This is a genomic window from Pseudomonas sp. UF-293, assembly GCF_058245595.1.
The window spans coordinates 61,201-77,412 of sequence record NZ_JBSICA010000014.1 but is presented as its reverse complement, the minus strand read 5'-3'; the positions used below and the strand labels follow the sequence as shown (position 1 = coordinate 77,412).

The window sequence follows — 16,212 nt, the reverse complement described above, 5'->3', positions numbered from 1 at the left end:
CCGATTCGACGTCTGAAATCCCCGATCCACAACAGCTACACGGTCACCTTTGGCAGCCGAGGGTGTGAATCGGGCGATTGAAACCCGCTACGGTTCTGCTCAAACCAGATTGATCACCACGTTGATGTTGTTCCGCGTCGCTTTGGAGTACGGGCATGTCTGGTGCGCGGTATCGATCAGCTCTTGAGCGACGTTGCGATCCAGCCCGGGAAGGGAGACGTTGAGGCGAGCCTGGAGGAAATACGCGCCATCGGTTGTGCCTAAATCCACTTCGGCGTCGACGGCAAGGTCAACCGGGAGAGTGACTTTCAGCTTGCTCGCCGCAAGCCCCATTGCACCGATAAAACAAGCCGACCAACCTGCGGCGAACAACTGCTCTGGGTTGGTACCGGCGCCAGAGGTGCCAGGCGACGACAGCTTTATATCCAGTCGGCCGTCGTCACTGAGGGCGGTGCCATTGCGTCCACCCGAAGAGGTATGGACTTTGCCGGTGTACAGCACTTTATCAATATGGGTCATGATGAAACTCCTGATTACTAGTGGATTGAGAGCGATACCTTGGTGACGCGATAACACTCAGCGTGCATTCAAATGCTTGAGATACCGACCGATGAATGCATCCAGGCTCAGCTTGCCGGCGCCTGTGAATACCAGTGGTAGAAGTGCTACGAGATAGATCAACGGCAGCTTGAAATTGCCGTAGCCTTTGTTGCTGATGGAGTACCCCATAGCCAGTTCGCTCAACGTCGACCACTCTGCTGGCCAGTGAACTGCGGCAGTTGCCACGACGGTGACTACGATGAGGATCAGTGCCGAGAGCCGTGTGCCCAGGCCTACAAGCAAAGCAATGGAACAGAGCAGTTCTGCCCACATGGATAACTGCCAATTGAACGTAGCCGGCAGCTGATTGAACGGAAAAGGAAAGGCCCCTTGAATGCTCGGGAACCAGTTCTCACCGTTCCACTTTTCCCATCCCGCTTCAAAAAACTCCCAGGCCAGAAAAACGCGCAGGCTCAAAGGGGCGATCCAGTCCCCAGCGCGATCGAGATTAAGTTGCAGCCGATTCAAGACCGATGACGCGTTTGTATGCATGGGTTTAATCCTCCGACTTGTCGTCAAGAAAGTGGAAGCCGTTCAGGTGCTCCCAATGACAGGTGTCAGGCACAGGAGCACTGCGCTGGCCGTGAGCGCAGTTCATCGTGCTGGTGTATCTCGCTTGTGTCTGAGGGCGCGGGAAGATCAATGTTGTGTAACGTGTTTGCGTCCGTACACACTTGGATACAGAGCGATACCTGTTGAAGGCGCTATTTTGGAGTTGGGATATACGATCGGCTGCGTTCTGCCGGTGACTGGCGGGAGGATTTCGCAGGGCAAACGAACGTCGCAGATGAGGGGAGGGGCGAGGGCGTGGAAAGTACTGTTGAATGAGGGGGGCACGCCAGGTGCCCACCTTATCTGTCTGGAAACGCCTAAGGTATCAAGCGCATCTCCCGCAGCCTGTCGAACACGTCAAAAAATGCCTGATCGCTCGCTTGGTAGGCAGTGAAGCCCATCAGGCGGCTTTTCGACATGTCCGTGACCACTTCGATTGGGCGGCCAAGGTCGGCATCGGTATGCCATGGGGAAATCAGGCGACCGATATCGGATTCTTTCAAATCGTGTTCGGCGACTATTTGCGTCCAAACGGCTTGATCGTCCGCCATCTGCTTCTCTAGAGGCGAAGGTGACGCAGGATAGTCAGCAGCAGGCAGGTCGAAGTATTCGGCAATTCGGCTCCACATCCATTTCCAGCGGAATACATCACCATTGGTGATATTGAATGCCTGGTTAGCCGCAGCCGGCGTAATAGCCGCCCACAGTTGCTGTTTCGCCAACTGCCGCGCATCGGTCATGTCGGTGAGGCTGTCCCATTGCACCCTTGATCCGGGAAACACAAACGGGCGATTGGTTTTTTTGCAAATCGAGGCATAGACGGCGAGGGTGGTTGCCATGTTCATCGCGTTGCCCACGGCCACCCCAGTGACGGTATGCGGGCGATGCACGCTCCATGTGAAACCGTCCTGTTCAGCTGCGGCGAAGAGTTCGTCTTCCTGGGCGTAATAGAAATTCTCGACATCGAGACGACCCTGTTCTTCGCGAAACGGCGTCTGCGGCAGACTGCCCTTACCGTAGGCTTCGAACGGGCCGAGGTAGTGTTTCAGGCCGGTAACCAGTGCTACGTGCTTGACGCTTTTGGCTGGACGAATGGCGGCTAGCACATTGCGCACCATGGCTGCATTGACGCGAATGTTTTCGGCCTCAGTGGCTTGCCGCGACCATGTGGTAATGAACACATGCGTGGGTTTCACATCCTTCAGCGCTTTTTCCAGAGAAGCAGGATCCTGAAGGTCTGCCGCGACAGGGATCACGCCGTGCGCTTGCGATGGATGCCTCGACAGCGCGGCGACTTGCCACTGGTTGTCGATGAGTAACTGGGTGATGGCGCTGCCGACAATGCCGCTGGCGCCCACGACTAGAGCTGTCTGGGTCATAGGTTTCTCCTGGATTTGAGTTTGGGAGTCCTGCTGAGCAGCAGAGGTTCAACCTGAAAATCCGTTAGAGTGCGCGCTACTCCCCGTTAAAGCCTGTGAGAAAAATGACTCGTCCGCTGTTTGTCGCTCTGGATGGCCCCAAAGGCGTCGGCAAAACCTCGCTGTTGGAGGCCATCACTGAAGTCCTGAGGGCAGACAACCAGAAAGTCATCCGACTGTGCGAGAAAAAAAGCGATCCGTTCAGGGGCGAGACAATGCACTTGGTGAACCGACTCGTCCGCCATCCTGACCGGGATCTGGAACTCGAGGTTTGCCAACGCCTGGCTGACAGCCGCCGCTGGATTTCCCAGCACGTGCTGACCAAACAACCCGCCGACAGCATCATCCTCATCGATCGCTGGTACCCGTCCGATGCCGCGTTTCGCCGGATAGTCCCGTTTGCGGAAATCCTGCAGTTGAACATTGACCGCAACGTTCAGGTGCCAGACCTGCATGTCGGGGTGGTTACAGCGGCGGACATTTCGTGGGCGAGGGCGGGGGCACGACGGCGTGGCTTGAGCAGTACTGTGCTTCGCGGTCTTGAGGAGCATGTCGCTTGTACTGAGGCGTTTGAGGTGGCCGCTGCCGATCAGGGTTGGTTTTTGTGTCGGAATGAGGGAACGATCGAGGAGGCGACGGGGCGGGTGGTAGGGGAGATTAATCGGGTGATTAGACGCCTCCATGTCGGAAGTGTCAGTCCGCTATGCTGAGCGGCGCGGATCGGATCTAAACCCGCTGTCCTGTCACTTGATAGCACGCTCGGCGGCGTTGAGGATCGGTTCGCCGCGAGATAGGTCGGGCCTGGTAGGAGGTGGCGCTTCCAGGTTCTGGATCGCAGTAACCGTAGCGATTTCAGGCGGGGGGATCCAGCAGGGAAATCAGGCGCGGCTCAATGCTGTCGAGTTGTATCTCGAGAATTGCCAGCGTGACCGGCAATTTGAAACGCCGAGGGCCGGCGCTACCAGGGTTCACGTATAGACGATCGCCGCGCCATTCTATGCGCGGTTTGTGGGAATGGCCGGTGATGATGAGCTTTATGTCTGGATCTAGATCGGCGGGGACGTCGACGATGTCGTGGATAAGGAGAGTGTGCCAGCCGTTGAGAGTGCAGGTCAGAAAGTCGGGGAGGTCTTTGGCCCATGGGCTGCTGAGGTCATTGTTACCGCGCACGGCGTGGACGGGAGCGATTTCGGACAATTGGGCGAGAATGTCAGGGTTGCCGATGTCGCCGGCGTGGATGATCAGGTCACAGCCTTGGAGCGCGCTGATGGCTTCGGAGCGGAGGAGATTGTGAGTATCGGATATCACGGCGGTTTTCATGGGCCAATTCTCCGTGGACGTTTCGGGTAGGAGTGACTGTTTTCGGCCCAAAGCTGACCTTCAGATGGGTAAATTTCTTTTCACCTCGTGAATGGCATCTTCAAGGACTTTGCGATCCGAGCTAAAATTTTTATGCATTTTTCAGAAACAACGAGCGGTGGTTCGTCAATCATGTAAAGCAGGTGTTCGAATGCTACTCCAGCCTCGTTGTGATCGACATAATCCAGAACTATTTCACCACCATTCTCTAAACCTGCCTGAGCTAATGCATGGTCTTCCGGTACAGGGCCAAGCTGGTCGTATGCAATGGACATCAGCGTCGAGATTTCCTCAAGTGCCTCAACGAAATCGGCCCTCAAGTCGTTGTTAAGGTGGCTCATAATAAACATTCCTTCGATTATGGTGACCTGCGTTCCGTTCCCGTCTGGTCGATTGTTGCCAAAGACATGGTCTTTGAGCACGCGCTTGGGAAGCTAAGGTCGACCGTCCGCTCTGAGGTCACGCTTTACCCATTTCCTCGTACGAAGCATCGACAAATGTGATGTGCTCATCCCAAGCAGCTTCAGCTAGATCCCGAATAATTTCAGCGAGCGTCTCAACATTACCCCCTAAGCTTCGATGCAGGCCAAGCGTCCGGGCGACCAGTCGATGACGGAACACTGTGGATACTTCCTTAGCAGTGCGGACAGCACTTCCTGAGGAGGCTCTTTGTGGATATACATGAAGTCAAAGTACAGGGCACTGGCATTCTGAAGCGGGTACACCAGAGCCCATGCATTTGATTGGCCGGGAAAGCAAATTCGGACATTACGATGCGCCCATTCCGGCCCACTGTGTTGCATCCTGCTAGTACTCAGCGTCCGGCCTTGAACCCTGTACGCTTTGAGGTCAGCAAATCTTACGAGGAAGAGGACAATCCGGCCAATCAGGCCATTGGACTTGTTCTCTTCGATCTCCTTAGACTCGCCTTCGGCGAAGCGCTTCTTGGTTTTCGACGCGAAGTATCGCAGCGCCCGTGCCAGCGTCCTGAATGCAATGGAGTCAGCGCACATTTATCACGACAGTCTCCAGTGGAAGGGCATCAAGCCTGACGTTTCATTGCTGCTGATACCTAGGGCAGACGAAGTAACGGCGCTTGTCAGCCCGACTTATCATGCGGACTATGGGGTCGGAGCCTGGCAAATCAGTGCAGAATCAGAAGGTGAGGCACTGGGAATCAAGCTCAAACGAATTCTGAGTGCAATACCAATCGCGGTCGCTCCGGCGCGTGCAATTGCTACTGGAACGGCGAAGTAATCGATTGCGCACAGTAGCGCTAAACTCGCTGACAATCCCGCAACCCGAAATAAAGTCTTCGGCTCCCGACGTATTGGTTCGCTACGCCGGTGCGACCGTTCAGGTTCACAATCGGCAATGTTTTCGATCTTCACAATCGTTCAGCGCTGGCGGACAATCCGCGCTCTGTTCCGGGGTAGTTCAGCGGTAGAACACTCGGCTCCTACCGGGTGGGCGCTGGTTCGAATCCAGCCCCCGGCCCCACAACATCGCAGGCACGGACGGACTCATGCCCGGGAACGATAGGAAATCGAATGCAAATGCCGGCATAGGCGCGGGCTATGCAGCCTTTCAACTGTCTCGGGCACTCGCTGCAGCGGGCCTCGACAATAATGGCCAGACGAGCAAACGCGTCGAGCGCTGGCGTAATGTGATCAAACACATATCCGACGAATCCGCATCGTATGGCTCACGAACGCCAGTCGCGGATGTGCCTGGGTGGGTAACGTTGGAAGTCGCCACGGGTGGTTTTGCGACTGGACAGTTCATGGCCGGTGGTGAACTGACTGAATATGAGCGAAGGCTGGCTGCCTCGATCCAAGGTATCCGTCCGGGCTTCGAACGACTCGATCTCAACTCCTGGCACCTCACGGAGGAGGGGATCGAGGTACTGCAAGCCAAACTCGCGAGCGGTGATTATCGGGTCGAGGTGCCAGAGGAGGCTGCACTGCTGACAGTGGCGTGGTTGCTGGGGCAGAACCGCATAAATAACGCATGGGATCTGGTTGAAGCGATAGCGCCTTTCTTTGTACAGCTGCGATTCTTTCCGATGGCGTCCGACGGTTTGCCGCTTTCGGCAGGGCAAGTGCAGGTTTGTACTGTCGGTGATATCAGAACCGTGCTTTCAAATCGCCCAGCACAGAAGCACTTTGCATTGCAAAAACATGTCGTTGAGACTCGCTTGCCGCTCTACGATTCGGCGGTGTCGCTCTTCCTTTTGACGTATCAGGATGATTGGCCTTGTCGTCGGTATCCCGAGGGATGGTTTGAGCAGGCGAGTACTCTGAAGCGGAAGTTCGATGCTTCCTGCCCCATCGCTCAACATGAAGCTGAGAACTCAAGGGATCGGGCAGGGGAGTTGTTTGCACTCTTGGGGCTTTGCGCCAGCGATGCGGCGTCGCTCACTGGGCGACAAGTCGGACGAATTCGCAGGATCGTCGATGATTTCGTACGCAAGCATGGTCATCCCGAATCTGAATCTCATGTAAAGAGCAGAGAAACTCAGCGCACTCACGTGTCTGCATCCGGGCACCATCTGATTGCTAAAGCCGTTGCCGAACGCCTGAACAGATATTCGGAATCGGATGGAGTTTCAGACTTTTCATCTCTGTTGCAATCCATTACCAGCGAAGAAGCGGCCGAATATTCGCTGGTAACAGGTGCTGGCATCCCTCCGGCCGTTCGTCGACGCGTCGAGCGGTGTCAAAACGGCACGGTTGAGGAGTTGATCGAGAAGGGTTTGATTACGTCTGGCGACACCGTGGCGCGGCTGCTGCCAGCGATAACGGCTGAGATCTACAGCGCAGGATTTCGCGATACGCCGCTGCGGATTCTGTCTGTCGCCACCTATCGTGCCTTTCGACGACGCCGATCATTGTTGCTGTTGGATCTGCAAACCCAGGTCAAAATGAATGAATTGCCGTGGGTGGCGGCTGTTGAAGACCAGCGAGAAACGGACGCGGTGGTCGCTGAAACAGCGAAACAGTTCCTGATCGAATCCGCAGCAATGACTCTTTGCGCTTTTCCTCAAGCGATCCTGCCCAACAAACTTATTCAGGAATTTGCTGCGCTTGCTGCGATGGCCAAGCTGGATCTGTCTTTTGTTGAAGAAGTCGCTTCGGACATTTTCATGGGCGCTTTCTCCAACAAGTACATAAGAGCTGCCAGGCAGGCGGTATCGTTGATCGGTGGCACGCTATACGCCAATTACTACGATATTGACGCAAGCCTATTGGCGATGCTTCCTGATCAACCGAAATCCAGGCGCAAAAGGTTTTCCAGGCCCAACACAAGTTCAAGGGATGCATTGGCCAGACTGTGCGCCCAGAGGGCTGATGAGCGCTTGGGTACATGGCGGCCGGCGACTAACGGGAAAATCATCGAGCAACAACAGATCCTGACGACACAAAACCTCTCGCTCTTATTTGGTGAGCTTGGGTTGAAGGCGCTGTTGCAGCATCGCCTGGCTTCGATGGCCGAGGAATGCTTCAGATGGATATGCAAACGCCAGCAGATGAAGTTGAGGTTTTATCACTCCAGCCTGGTAGTGATCAAAAATACAGCGTACGCCTGGCGGCAGATGGTGTTTTATCTAGCGATGCTCGATGAGACAGAAAGGCGATACGCGATTGAACGGATCGAAGCTCATTTCGCGATTCAGCCTGGTGCATTTCGTGAAAGGTTTCAGCCGGCGATTAGAGGATTGCGAGTAGCGGCTTCTGGCGCACCGTTGACCGAGGCTCGCCAAGCAAGCGAAGGTGCTCAGGTTTTTATCGGATGGACTACCGAGAGACATTGGTTGTTGAAGCAGCAAACGAATGGCGTTGCTTAGACTGAGAGGTTAGGAGTGGTGGATCTGATATCAAAAGCCAGAGACCATCCGCATCCATGATTTAACATAATATACATTACACGTAACAAAGTATTACAAGACTAGCGTCGTTGCTCGCAAGATTCGAATCTGCGTCGTTGCCTGTGAGCGCCATTAAAAACTGAAGTCTCCATCACTGAAAAATGGAACGCCTGAAAAAACAGAACCGTAGGCTCTCCTTTCACAGTGACATCGTCCTTTTTATCTTTTTCCCTTTTGGCATTTCAAAACCGAATATTGGCGGTCATTTTTTCCAAGGCTCTGGAACTGGACTTATCGCAGGAAACATTTGCAAGCCAAAAGCCAAAACGTTTGATATCTGAAAACTGGAATTGTGAGCACAGCATTTGAAAAACTGAATGTTTGTACGCACGCTGCAATGGGAGTGTCATCACTTACGATGCAAAAACACGCCGCTGTGTGAAATCTGGACCGTATCGCGTGGACATGTTGCGCAGATCTAAAGGGCTGTCACGTCAGATTTAAAGCCTGACTAGGCCTCTTCCTTTCTGCATGGAGGTGTCTGCCACCGAATGCCTGAATGCCACCCGACAAACGTTGCCTCACCAATATTTCTCAGCATCTTATGGCCGTTCATAGGAAGGATTCCGAGCTGCTTTAACAGCTGGAAAGTGATTTCAAGTCACACTTACGCCGCCATGCGTTAATAACAATACGCTATAACTAAACTAAACGTCTATTTAGTTGAGTTATAAAGAAATACTCCAGACTAACTCTTTCCTAACGAGCAGCAATTCATTTCACCTACCTGGCATTAGATAAACATTACCCGCCTACACCCTTCGGTCAACCTAGTCCTAAACCACTATCGCGATATCTTAGCGGGAGTCACGGCTCGAACCGCTCCACGTTTTTTCACTGCAGGTCGGCTCTCGCGCGTTGAGGGTGCAGATGACGCTGCACGCAGCATATCCGTCAATTTACCAAAGCTCCTTCTTACTGCCGGGCAGGATCAAGATTCGCTTCAACTTTTCCCGATACGCAGGCACTGAGCAATTTTCTGTCCTATCTTTGTCTGCGACATTAGTTAATGAGCAAGCCTTGGGCCTCTATTTCATAAGGGAATTCGAATGAGTGCACTGACCGACCTCAACGCCTTGCAGGCCAATATTGCTGAGTCAGTGCTCGGCCAGGATCAAGTGATTCGTCAGATTTTGCTTGGCTTGCTGGCTAACGGGCATTTGCTGTTGGAGAGTCTTCCAGGATTGGCCAAGACTCGCACGGTGAAGGCGCTATCCAAGCATCTTGATGCAAAGATGAGCCGCATCCAGTTCACGCCGGATCTGCTTCCTTCAGATATCACTGGTGCTGAGGTCCTGCATCAAGTCGAGGGTCGCAATGAAATCCGTTTCCAGCCCGGCCCGCTGTTTGGCAACCTGATTCTGGCAGACGAAATCAACCGCGCACCGGCCAAAGTCCAGGCTGCGTTGCTTGAAGCCATGGAGGAACGACAGATCACCGTTGCTGGCAACAGTCATCCTTTGCCAGACTTGTTTATCGTAGTTGCGACCCAAAACCCGATTGAGCAGGAAGGCACCTATCCGCTGCCCGAAGCGCAAATGGATCGTTTTCTGATGAAAGTTCTGCTCGACTATCCCAGCGCTGAAAATGAGAGTCAGGTGCTGCGCCTGTTGCGTGACGAAGAATTCAGTCAAGGTTCGAACACCGCGTCCAAGAACCATTTCGCGCTAGCGCAGAGCGTAATTTTCGAAGCGCGCAAGGAGGTCAGCGCCATACATGTTTCGCCCGCCATTGACCGTTATCTGATCGACCTGATCAATGCCACCCGCTATCCGGCCGACTATGACGAAGATCTGGGTCGCTGGATCAACATTGGCGCGAGTCCGCGTGGCGGCATAGGCCTTGATCGCTGCGCCCGCGCCGATGCCTGGTTGCAAGGCCAGGATTTCGTCTCGCCGGACAACGTGCGCGCCGTAGTGCATCCAGTGCTACGCCATCGCATACAGCTGAGCTATGACGCAGTGGCCGATGGAGTGACGGCTGACCAAGTGCTGGACCGGATCCTGGACAAGGTAGCAATTCCGGCATGACCAGTGACGGGTACGTCTACGTTTCTCTCGGCCAATTGATGGCAATGGAGTTTCCGGCTCGAGGGCTCAGCTTTGCTGCGCGTCAACCTCAAGGCAGCATTCTTGCCGGCAATCATGCTTCACGCTTACGTGGCCGGGGCCTGAATTTTGACGAGTTGCGCCGCTACCAGCCTGGCGACGATTTACGGCATCTCGATTGGCGGGCTTCGTTGCGTACCGGCAAACCTGTGGTGCGCACGTTCACTGAAGAACGCGACCGCCCTGCGCTGATCCTGGTCGATCAACGTATGTCGATGTTCTTTGGCTCGCAGCGTAGCTTCAAGTCAGTCGTCGCTGCCGAACTCGGCGCGCTGGCTGCCTGGATGGTGTTCAACGCCGGTGACCGGGTGGGTGGTCTCGTATTCAACGATTCTCGTATCGACAGCATTGCACCCTTGCGCAGCCGTAAGCGCGTGGAGGCATTTTGCAGTCGCATCGCAGCTCAGAATCAGGCACTAAATGCCGCCAATCCCGATGCTGAAGATGCCGATCAACTCGACAAGGTTTTGCAGCGTTGCCTGGCATTGGCCGGCCATGACCACTTGATATGCATTGTCAGCGACTTCGCTGGCGCGGGCGAACGCACGCTGCAATTGATGCGACAACTCGCGACCCACAATGATGTGATTGCCATTCAAGTCTACGACCCGATGGCGGTCAATCTGCCCACTGACGGCAAATTGTTAGTGACCCAAGGCGAGTTACAGGTGGAGTTGGCGGTCGGCCGTCGGCAGGTGTATCAACCGTTAGGGGACTACCTCGGTGGACGGCTCAAGGATGTTGCCACCCTGCTCCGCCGCAGCCGGGTACCGTTGATGATGTTCAGTACGGCCGAAGAGTCGCTCACTCAGTTACGCGCAGAGCTGGGCAAACGACCGGGGGGACGACGATGAGCGTGAGCGTCCCGAGTATCGCGCAACTCAAAGAGTTGGCGCTGCCTGCGCCCGTCAGCTATTCGCCGCAAACCTGGGGTTGGTGGATTCTATTAGCGATTGTGCTTCTGGCTGCCGCAATCATTGGCACCAGGCGCTTCATTCAATGGCGTCGTGATCGCTATCGGCGTGAGGCGCTGGCACACCTGGCAAAGTTGCGCGCCAATAGTGACGAACTGCATGCGCTGCGGGAACTGCCTGGACTGCTCAAGCGCGTAGCACTGTCCATGCCGGGACCAACATTTCTCACTTCCAGCGCCGCTGCTGCAGCGTTGGGGAATGCTGAGTGGCAGACTTTCCTTCAAGCGCATGTCGATCAACAGCTCCCCGACGAGTTCGCGCAACAGCTCGCGACGCTGGCTTATGCCCCGGACGCAACCCTGCTCGCCCTCCCCCCTCCCCGCCGCGATGCACTATTTGATACCTGCAAACTATGGGTGGAGCGACATCATGTGGCAGCTTGAGTATCCGTGGTTGCTGTTTCTGTTGCCGCTGCCTTGGGTTACTTACCGGTACCTGCCCGCCTACCGTGAAGCTCGCAGTGCCGTGCGCGTGCCGTTTTTCAGCGCAATGAGCCGTGCGGTGGGTGCGACACCGTCGTCCGCTGGCAGTCGCGCCAATCGCTGGCAATTGCTTTTGAATCTGGTGATATGGGCGTTGCTACTGGTCGCCGCAGCTCGTCCGGTGTTCATTGAAAAGCCTATCGAGCGGCAACAACCCGTACGGGATCTGCTGCTGGCGATCGATATTTCGCAGTCAATGGAGACCGAAGACTTCACCGACGCCAATGGAAAAAAGACCAATCGCCTGGCCGCAGTCAAAGCCGTCGTGCAGGGGTTTATCGATAAACGCAAAGAGGATCGTATCGGTTTGATCGTGTTCGGCAGCGGCGCTTACCCTCAGTCGCCCCTGACACTCGATCACGCTAGCCTGTCACTGTTGCTGAACGACACCGGCATTGGCATGGCGGGCCCCAATACCGCCATTGGCGATGCCATCGGGCTAGGCCTCAAAATGCTGGAAAAAGCCCAGGAACAGGAAAAAATCCTCGTACTGCTCACCGACGGTAACGACACCAGTAGCGCGATTACCCCGGATCATGCCGCTGAAATGGCCGGTGCCAAGGGAGTAGTGATTCACACCATCGGCATCGGGGACCCCGGTGCTACGGGTGAATCCAAAGTCAACCTGAGCGAATTGGAGCGTATTGCCAAAACCACGGGCGGCCAATTCTTTCGGGCCGAAGATCGCACCGCACTCGATCAGGTGTACAGCACACTCGACCGCCTCACCCCGCACCAGGTAAAAACCTTGAGCCATCAATCTCAGCACGAGTTTTTCTACTGGCCGATGGGTGCGGCGCTCTTGTTGTTGGCCCTGTATCACCTGTCTGCCATGGTCGGGCCACGGTTGGTAACCTCAAGCCAGCGTCGGGAGGTGTGAGATGGACATAAACCTCGGCGACTTTCACTTTCTGCGTCCGCCATGGCTTCTGTTGGCCGTGTTCGGCGCACTGCTGCCGTGGATCTGGCACCAAAGTCGCGATCTTCAGCGCAGTATGCGTGGCAAGATTGCGGAGCATTTATTACCCCATCTGTTGGTCACACCACAAGACCAGCAACGGCTGCGGCCAGTACATGTATTGTGTGCCCTGCTCGTACTCGGCGCAGTGGCTGTTGCCGGGCCGACCTGGGAGCAGGATCGCCCGGATTTCCTCGAAAACCGTGCTCCGTTGATCATCGCCCTCGATCTTTCACCTTCGATGGACGCCAATGATATCCAGCCAACGCGGCTGGAAGCGGTCAAACACAAACTTCATGACTTGATTCAGCGAAGAGCCGGCGCGCGCACCGGACTGATCGCCTACGCAGGAAGCGCACATCTGGTCTTGCCTGCGACGAACGACCCAGAGCTACTGGACACGTTCATCCAAGCGCTGGATACCGGACTGATCGACAAGCCAGGCAAGGACGTTGCTGCGGTGATCGTTCAGGCGAAACGCTTGCTGGACGCTGAGAATACCCCAGGCACCCTGTTGTTGATCACCGACGGTGCCGATTCCACCCAACCAGACAGCCTTGGCAAGCAGTTGGCGGGCAGCTCGCTGCAGGTTCTGATACTGGCGGTCGGAAATGAAAATGGTGGTGTAATTCTCGACAGCAATGGCCAGCCGCACACCGCAACTGATGGGCGTCCTGTTCTCGGCAGTTTTGATCCGGCTGCGCTCAAGGAGTTGGCTTCGCTCCTGGACGCTCCCCTGGGCAGCCTGACACTTGATGACGATGATCTGGACTGGATCGAAGGACACGCGCAACAACACTTTCGCAGTGCCAGTGAAGAACAGCGTGTATTGCAATGGAAAGATGCCGGTTACTGGTTGTGCTGGCCGCTTTTACTGCTGGCGTTATTCAGCGTTCACAAGGGTTGGAGTGTCAACTGGATGCCGGCGCTGCTACTGACGATCGGCCTCGGCTGGCCGAGCGCTCCGGCTCAAGCCAACGCTTTGACAGATGCGTTTTTTACCCGGGATCAGCAAGGACGGTGGGCGTTCGAACATGAGCATTTCCCGCAGGCAGCAGCGCTGTTTACGGACCCATTGTGGAAAGGTATTGCGGCCTATGAAGCGGCCGATTACGACTTGGCACTGACATCATTTGCCCGGCTCGATACGCCTCAAGCGTTTTTTTATCTGGGCAACATTTACGTGCGTCGATTCAAGTTCGATGAGGCGATTGCTGCTTACTCACAGGCACTGAAACTGCAACCGCAGTTTCCGGAAGCCACTGCCAACCTCGCTCTGGCGCAGGCGTTGCAGAAAGACACTGAAAGCGCCGAGCAGAATGCACCCGATACCAAGCCGGACCAAGTCAAATTCGACAAGGCACCGGGAAAAGGCCAGAGCAAGACCATTGAAACCGAACAGGCAACGTCGGATGCGCTGTGGTTGCAAAACCTGACCACCTCTCCGGCGAAGTTCCTCAAGCAGAAATTCAGCTTGCAGGATCAAGCAGGAGCCAAGCCATGAGACTCACTGCTTCGTTCGCGCTGACCTGTCTATTGCTTTGCAGCGTAAGCGCCTACGCGGCCGAACCCCAGCTCAAGGTCCGGACGCATTTGCAGCCTGCCGATGGTGCGATGGTTGGTGGGCTGCTGGAATTGCAGCTCGATATCCTGACAGACACCTGGTTCACCAGCGCCCCCACCCTGCCTGGCCTGGAGCTTGTTGGCGCGCAAGTATTACCTCCCGACGGCCAGGCTGAGCACCTTAATCAGACGCTCGACGGCCAGTCGTTCAGCGGCATGCGTTATCGATATCTGATCACACCCAACGTCGCGGGCGACTTCACTATCCCGCCGCTGACGGTACGCGCTACACCTGGGCAAGCGACAGAGGAACAGAGTGCCGCCAGCCAGACAGTGCAATTCAGCGCAGCCCGACCGCCGGGCTTCGGGCCGGGCGAAATACCTTTGGTAGCGGCCGGCCTGAGATTGAGCCAACGCATAACCAATTCCGCCACGCCTTTGAAAGTCGGCGACACCGTTACTCGACAGCTGACCCTGCAAGCCGACAATGCCCTGGCCATGACCCTGCCGGTGCCACCGTTGAGCAAAGTCGGTGGCCTGAGCCGTTATCTCAAAACGCCCCAGATACGCAATCTTGATGATGGTCGGGGTTTTGTCCTGGGTGGCGAACGGATCGACAGCGCCAGTTACCGCATCGATAGCGCCGGCACGCACACTTTGCCCGCCATCGAAGTGAAATGGTGGGACTCCAGCAACCATCAGGCGCGCACGGCTCAAGTTCCTGCGGTCACATTTGAGGCCACGGCTAACAATGCCTACAAACCTGTGTTTTCAATCGCAGAAGACCTACGGCAACTCGGAGCAGACAGCCGCCTGCACCTATCCACGCGCTGGCTCAGTTGGCTAGCGCTCTTGAGCTTGCTGGTCGCCGTCGTCTGGTTCGGCCGCCCGATGCTGGTTCGTGGCTACCGTGCCTTGCGAGTCCGCCAGCGAGCGCGCCGTCAGACGCGGTTGCAATCGGCTGAATACGCTTGGCAGCAAATCAAACCGCAAATCGAAGGTCGCCCTCCCCAACTGACCGCATTGTATTTGTGGCTGCGCAGAGGTCGACTCGGCTTGAAGCTGGCGCCTTTCGACCCACATCTGCAAACGCTGTTAGGCGTTCTCTATGGCCAAAAGGCCAATAAAGATCAAGCATTGGGTGAACTTCCTCAATCCTTGGCTAAGCTGCACATTCAGGCCAAAGAAAAGCAAGGCTCCCCCCAACCAGCCCTGAAACCGCTCAACCCCGTTCATGATAAGGACTACTCATGAGTCACCCGAATCTGCATTTCCGTCGTTTCGGTCTGCTCCTGTTGTTGCTCATTATGCTGCCAGAGCTGGTCCAGGCCAGTGAACCTCTGCCCTCATGGAATGATGGTCCTTCCAAAAAGAGCATCATCGAATTCGTCCAGTCGGTAACCGACCAGACGAGCAAGGACTTCGTCAAGCCAGCCGAGCGCATTGCTGTATTCGATAATGACGGCACTTTGTGGAGCGAGCAGCCCGCCTATTTCGAAGTGCTATTCGCATTCGACGAGGTCAAACGCACCGCGGCGCAGCACCCCGAATGGAAAACCACTCAGCCGTTCAAGGCTGTGCTTGAAAACGACCACAAGGCCCTGGCTGCGACGGGCATGGACGGTTTGCTGAAAATCGTCGGTGCAACGCACAGTGGCATGACAACAGAGCAATTCAATGACTATGCCCAGACTTGGCTGACCCAGGCCCGACATCCAAAAACCGGTAAACCCTATACCGAGATGATCTTCCAGCCGATGCTCGAGATGCTCGATTATCTTCGCAGCGAAGGTTTCAAGACCTACATCGTCTCCGGTGGTGACACAGGCTTCATGCGCGCCTTCGCCGAAAAGGTTTATGGCATCCCGCCCGAGCAAGTCATTGGCACGACGTTCGACACCTCGTACCAGTTCAAGGACGGTAAAGCATCCATTGTCCGCAACCCCAAGCTGGTGCATAACGACGACGGTCCGGGCAAACCCGTGAGCATTGACAATATTATCGGCCGGCGTCCGATTCTGGCGTTCGGCAACTCAGACGGCGACCTGCAGATGCTCCAATGGACTGCAGCCGGCGCTGGCAAACGCTTTATGGGTCTGGTACATCACACCGATGCCAAACGCGAATGGGCCTATGACCGCCAATCGCAGATTGGTCGTTTGGACAAAGCACTTGATGAGGCCAGGCAGCGGGGCTGGACGGTTGTCGATATGGCGAGCGAATGGCAGCGCGTCTATCCAGTCGATGCCGGCCAGCCTGCCCAGTGACAA

At 55.6% G+C, this 16,212-nt stretch carries 15 protein-coding genes; 10 read left to right on the top strand and 5 right to left on the bottom strand.

Annotated features, from left to right (window positions below; genetic code table 11):
- Window positions 1-99: 99 nt before the first annotated feature.
- From AC4IHP_RS16480 to AC4IHP_RS16470, 3 genes are all read right to left on the bottom strand, one after another.
- The gene (locus tag AC4IHP_RS16480) at window positions 100-519 is read right to left on the bottom strand and encodes an organic hydroperoxide resistance protein (protein WP_016774739.1); all 420 of its coding nucleotides are present in this window, start codon (window positions 517-519) and stop codon (window positions 100-102) included.
- A gap of 57 nt (window positions 520-576) precedes the next feature.
- Entirely contained in the window at window positions 577-1,092 is a 516-nt protein-coding gene (locus AC4IHP_RS16475; RefSeq protein WP_490832195.1) for an HvfX family Cu-binding RiPP maturation protein, read from the bottom strand.
- A 377-nt stretch (window positions 1,093-1,469) separates the two neighbouring features.
- Window positions 1,470-2,531 carry an SDR family oxidoreductase gene (locus tag AC4IHP_RS16470; RefSeq protein WP_490832194.1) on the bottom strand — a complete coding sequence of 354 codons (1,062 nt, stop codon included), beginning with the start codon at window positions 2,529-2,531 and terminating at the stop codon, window positions 1,470-1,472.
- A gap of 104 nt (window positions 2,532-2,635) precedes the next feature.
- Here AC4IHP_RS16470 and AC4IHP_RS16465 point away from each other — a divergent pair, with 104 nt between their 5' ends.
- Entirely contained in the window at window positions 2,636-3,280 is a 645-nt protein-coding gene (locus AC4IHP_RS16465; protein ID WP_490832193.1) for a dTMP kinase, read from the top strand.
- A gap of 142 nt (window positions 3,281-3,422) precedes the next feature.
- Here the strand turns inward: AC4IHP_RS16465 and AC4IHP_RS16460 are convergent, their stop codons facing one another.
- Complete coding sequence (locus tag AC4IHP_RS16460) at window positions 3,423-3,890, bottom strand: metallophosphoesterase family protein (RefSeq protein ID WP_490832192.1); 468 nt, start codon at window positions 3,888-3,890, stop codon at window positions 3,423-3,425.
- Between the two features lie 80 nt (window positions 3,891-3,970).
- The gene (locus AC4IHP_RS16455) at window positions 3,971-4,270 is read right to left on the bottom strand and encodes a MafI family immunity protein (protein ID WP_016984859.1); all 300 of its coding nucleotides are present in this window, start codon (window positions 4,268-4,270) and stop codon (window positions 3,971-3,973) included.
- A 559-nt stretch (window positions 4,271-4,829) separates the two neighbouring features.
- Between AC4IHP_RS16455 and AC4IHP_RS16450 the strand changes: the two genes are divergently transcribed.
- From AC4IHP_RS16450 to AC4IHP_RS16410, 9 genes are all read left to right on the top strand, one after another.
- A complete protein-coding gene (locus tag AC4IHP_RS16450) occupies window positions 4,830-5,186 on the top strand; it encodes a hypothetical protein (RefSeq protein WP_490832191.1) in 357 nt (118 codons plus the stop codon).
- A gap of 268 nt (window positions 5,187-5,454) precedes the next feature.
- Complete coding sequence (locus AC4IHP_RS16445) at window positions 5,455-7,776, top strand: hypothetical protein (protein ID WP_490832190.1); 2,322 nt, start codon at window positions 5,455-5,457, stop codon at window positions 7,774-7,776.
- A 1,130-nt stretch (window positions 7,777-8,906) separates the two neighbouring features.
- Window positions 8,907-9,887 carry an AAA family ATPase gene (locus tag AC4IHP_RS16440; RefSeq protein ID WP_490832189.1) on the top strand — a complete coding sequence of 327 codons (981 nt, stop codon included), beginning with the start codon at window positions 8,907-8,909 and terminating at the stop codon, window positions 9,885-9,887.
- The gene (locus AC4IHP_RS16435) at window positions 9,884-10,819 is read left to right on the top strand and encodes a DUF58 domain-containing protein (protein ID WP_490832188.1); all 936 of its coding nucleotides are present in this window, start codon (window positions 9,884-9,886) and stop codon (window positions 10,817-10,819) included. The genes AC4IHP_RS16440 and AC4IHP_RS16435 overlap by 4 nt, the downstream gene beginning before the upstream one ends.
- Window positions 10,816-11,322, top strand: coding sequence for a DUF4381 domain-containing protein (locus AC4IHP_RS16430; RefSeq protein WP_490832187.1), 507 nt, complete (start codon window positions 10,816-10,818; stop codon window positions 11,320-11,322). Before AC4IHP_RS16435 ends, AC4IHP_RS16430 begins: the two co-directional genes overlap by 4 nt.
- On the top strand, window positions 11,309-12,301 hold the full coding sequence (locus AC4IHP_RS16425; RefSeq protein WP_490832186.1) for a vWA domain-containing protein: 993 nt from the start codon (window positions 11,309-11,311) through the stop codon (window positions 12,299-12,301). The genes AC4IHP_RS16430 and AC4IHP_RS16425 overlap by 14 nt, the downstream gene beginning before the upstream one ends.
- A 1-nt stretch (window position 12,302) precedes the next feature.
- Window positions 12,303-13,883, top strand: a complete 1,581-nt coding sequence (locus AC4IHP_RS16420; RefSeq protein WP_490832185.1) for a VWA domain-containing protein — start codon at window positions 12,303-12,305, stop codon at window positions 13,881-13,883.
- Complete coding sequence (locus AC4IHP_RS16415; protein WP_490832184.1) at window positions 13,880-15,196, top strand: BatD family protein; 1,317 nt, start codon at window positions 13,880-13,882, stop codon at window positions 15,194-15,196. Before AC4IHP_RS16420 ends, AC4IHP_RS16415 begins: the two co-directional genes overlap by 4 nt.
- Window positions 15,193-16,209, top strand: a complete 1,017-nt coding sequence (locus AC4IHP_RS16410; RefSeq protein ID WP_490832183.1) for an HAD family hydrolase — start codon at window positions 15,193-15,195, stop codon at window positions 16,207-16,209. The genes AC4IHP_RS16415 and AC4IHP_RS16410 overlap by 4 nt, the downstream gene beginning before the upstream one ends.
- Window positions 16,210-16,212: the final 3 nt, after the last annotated feature.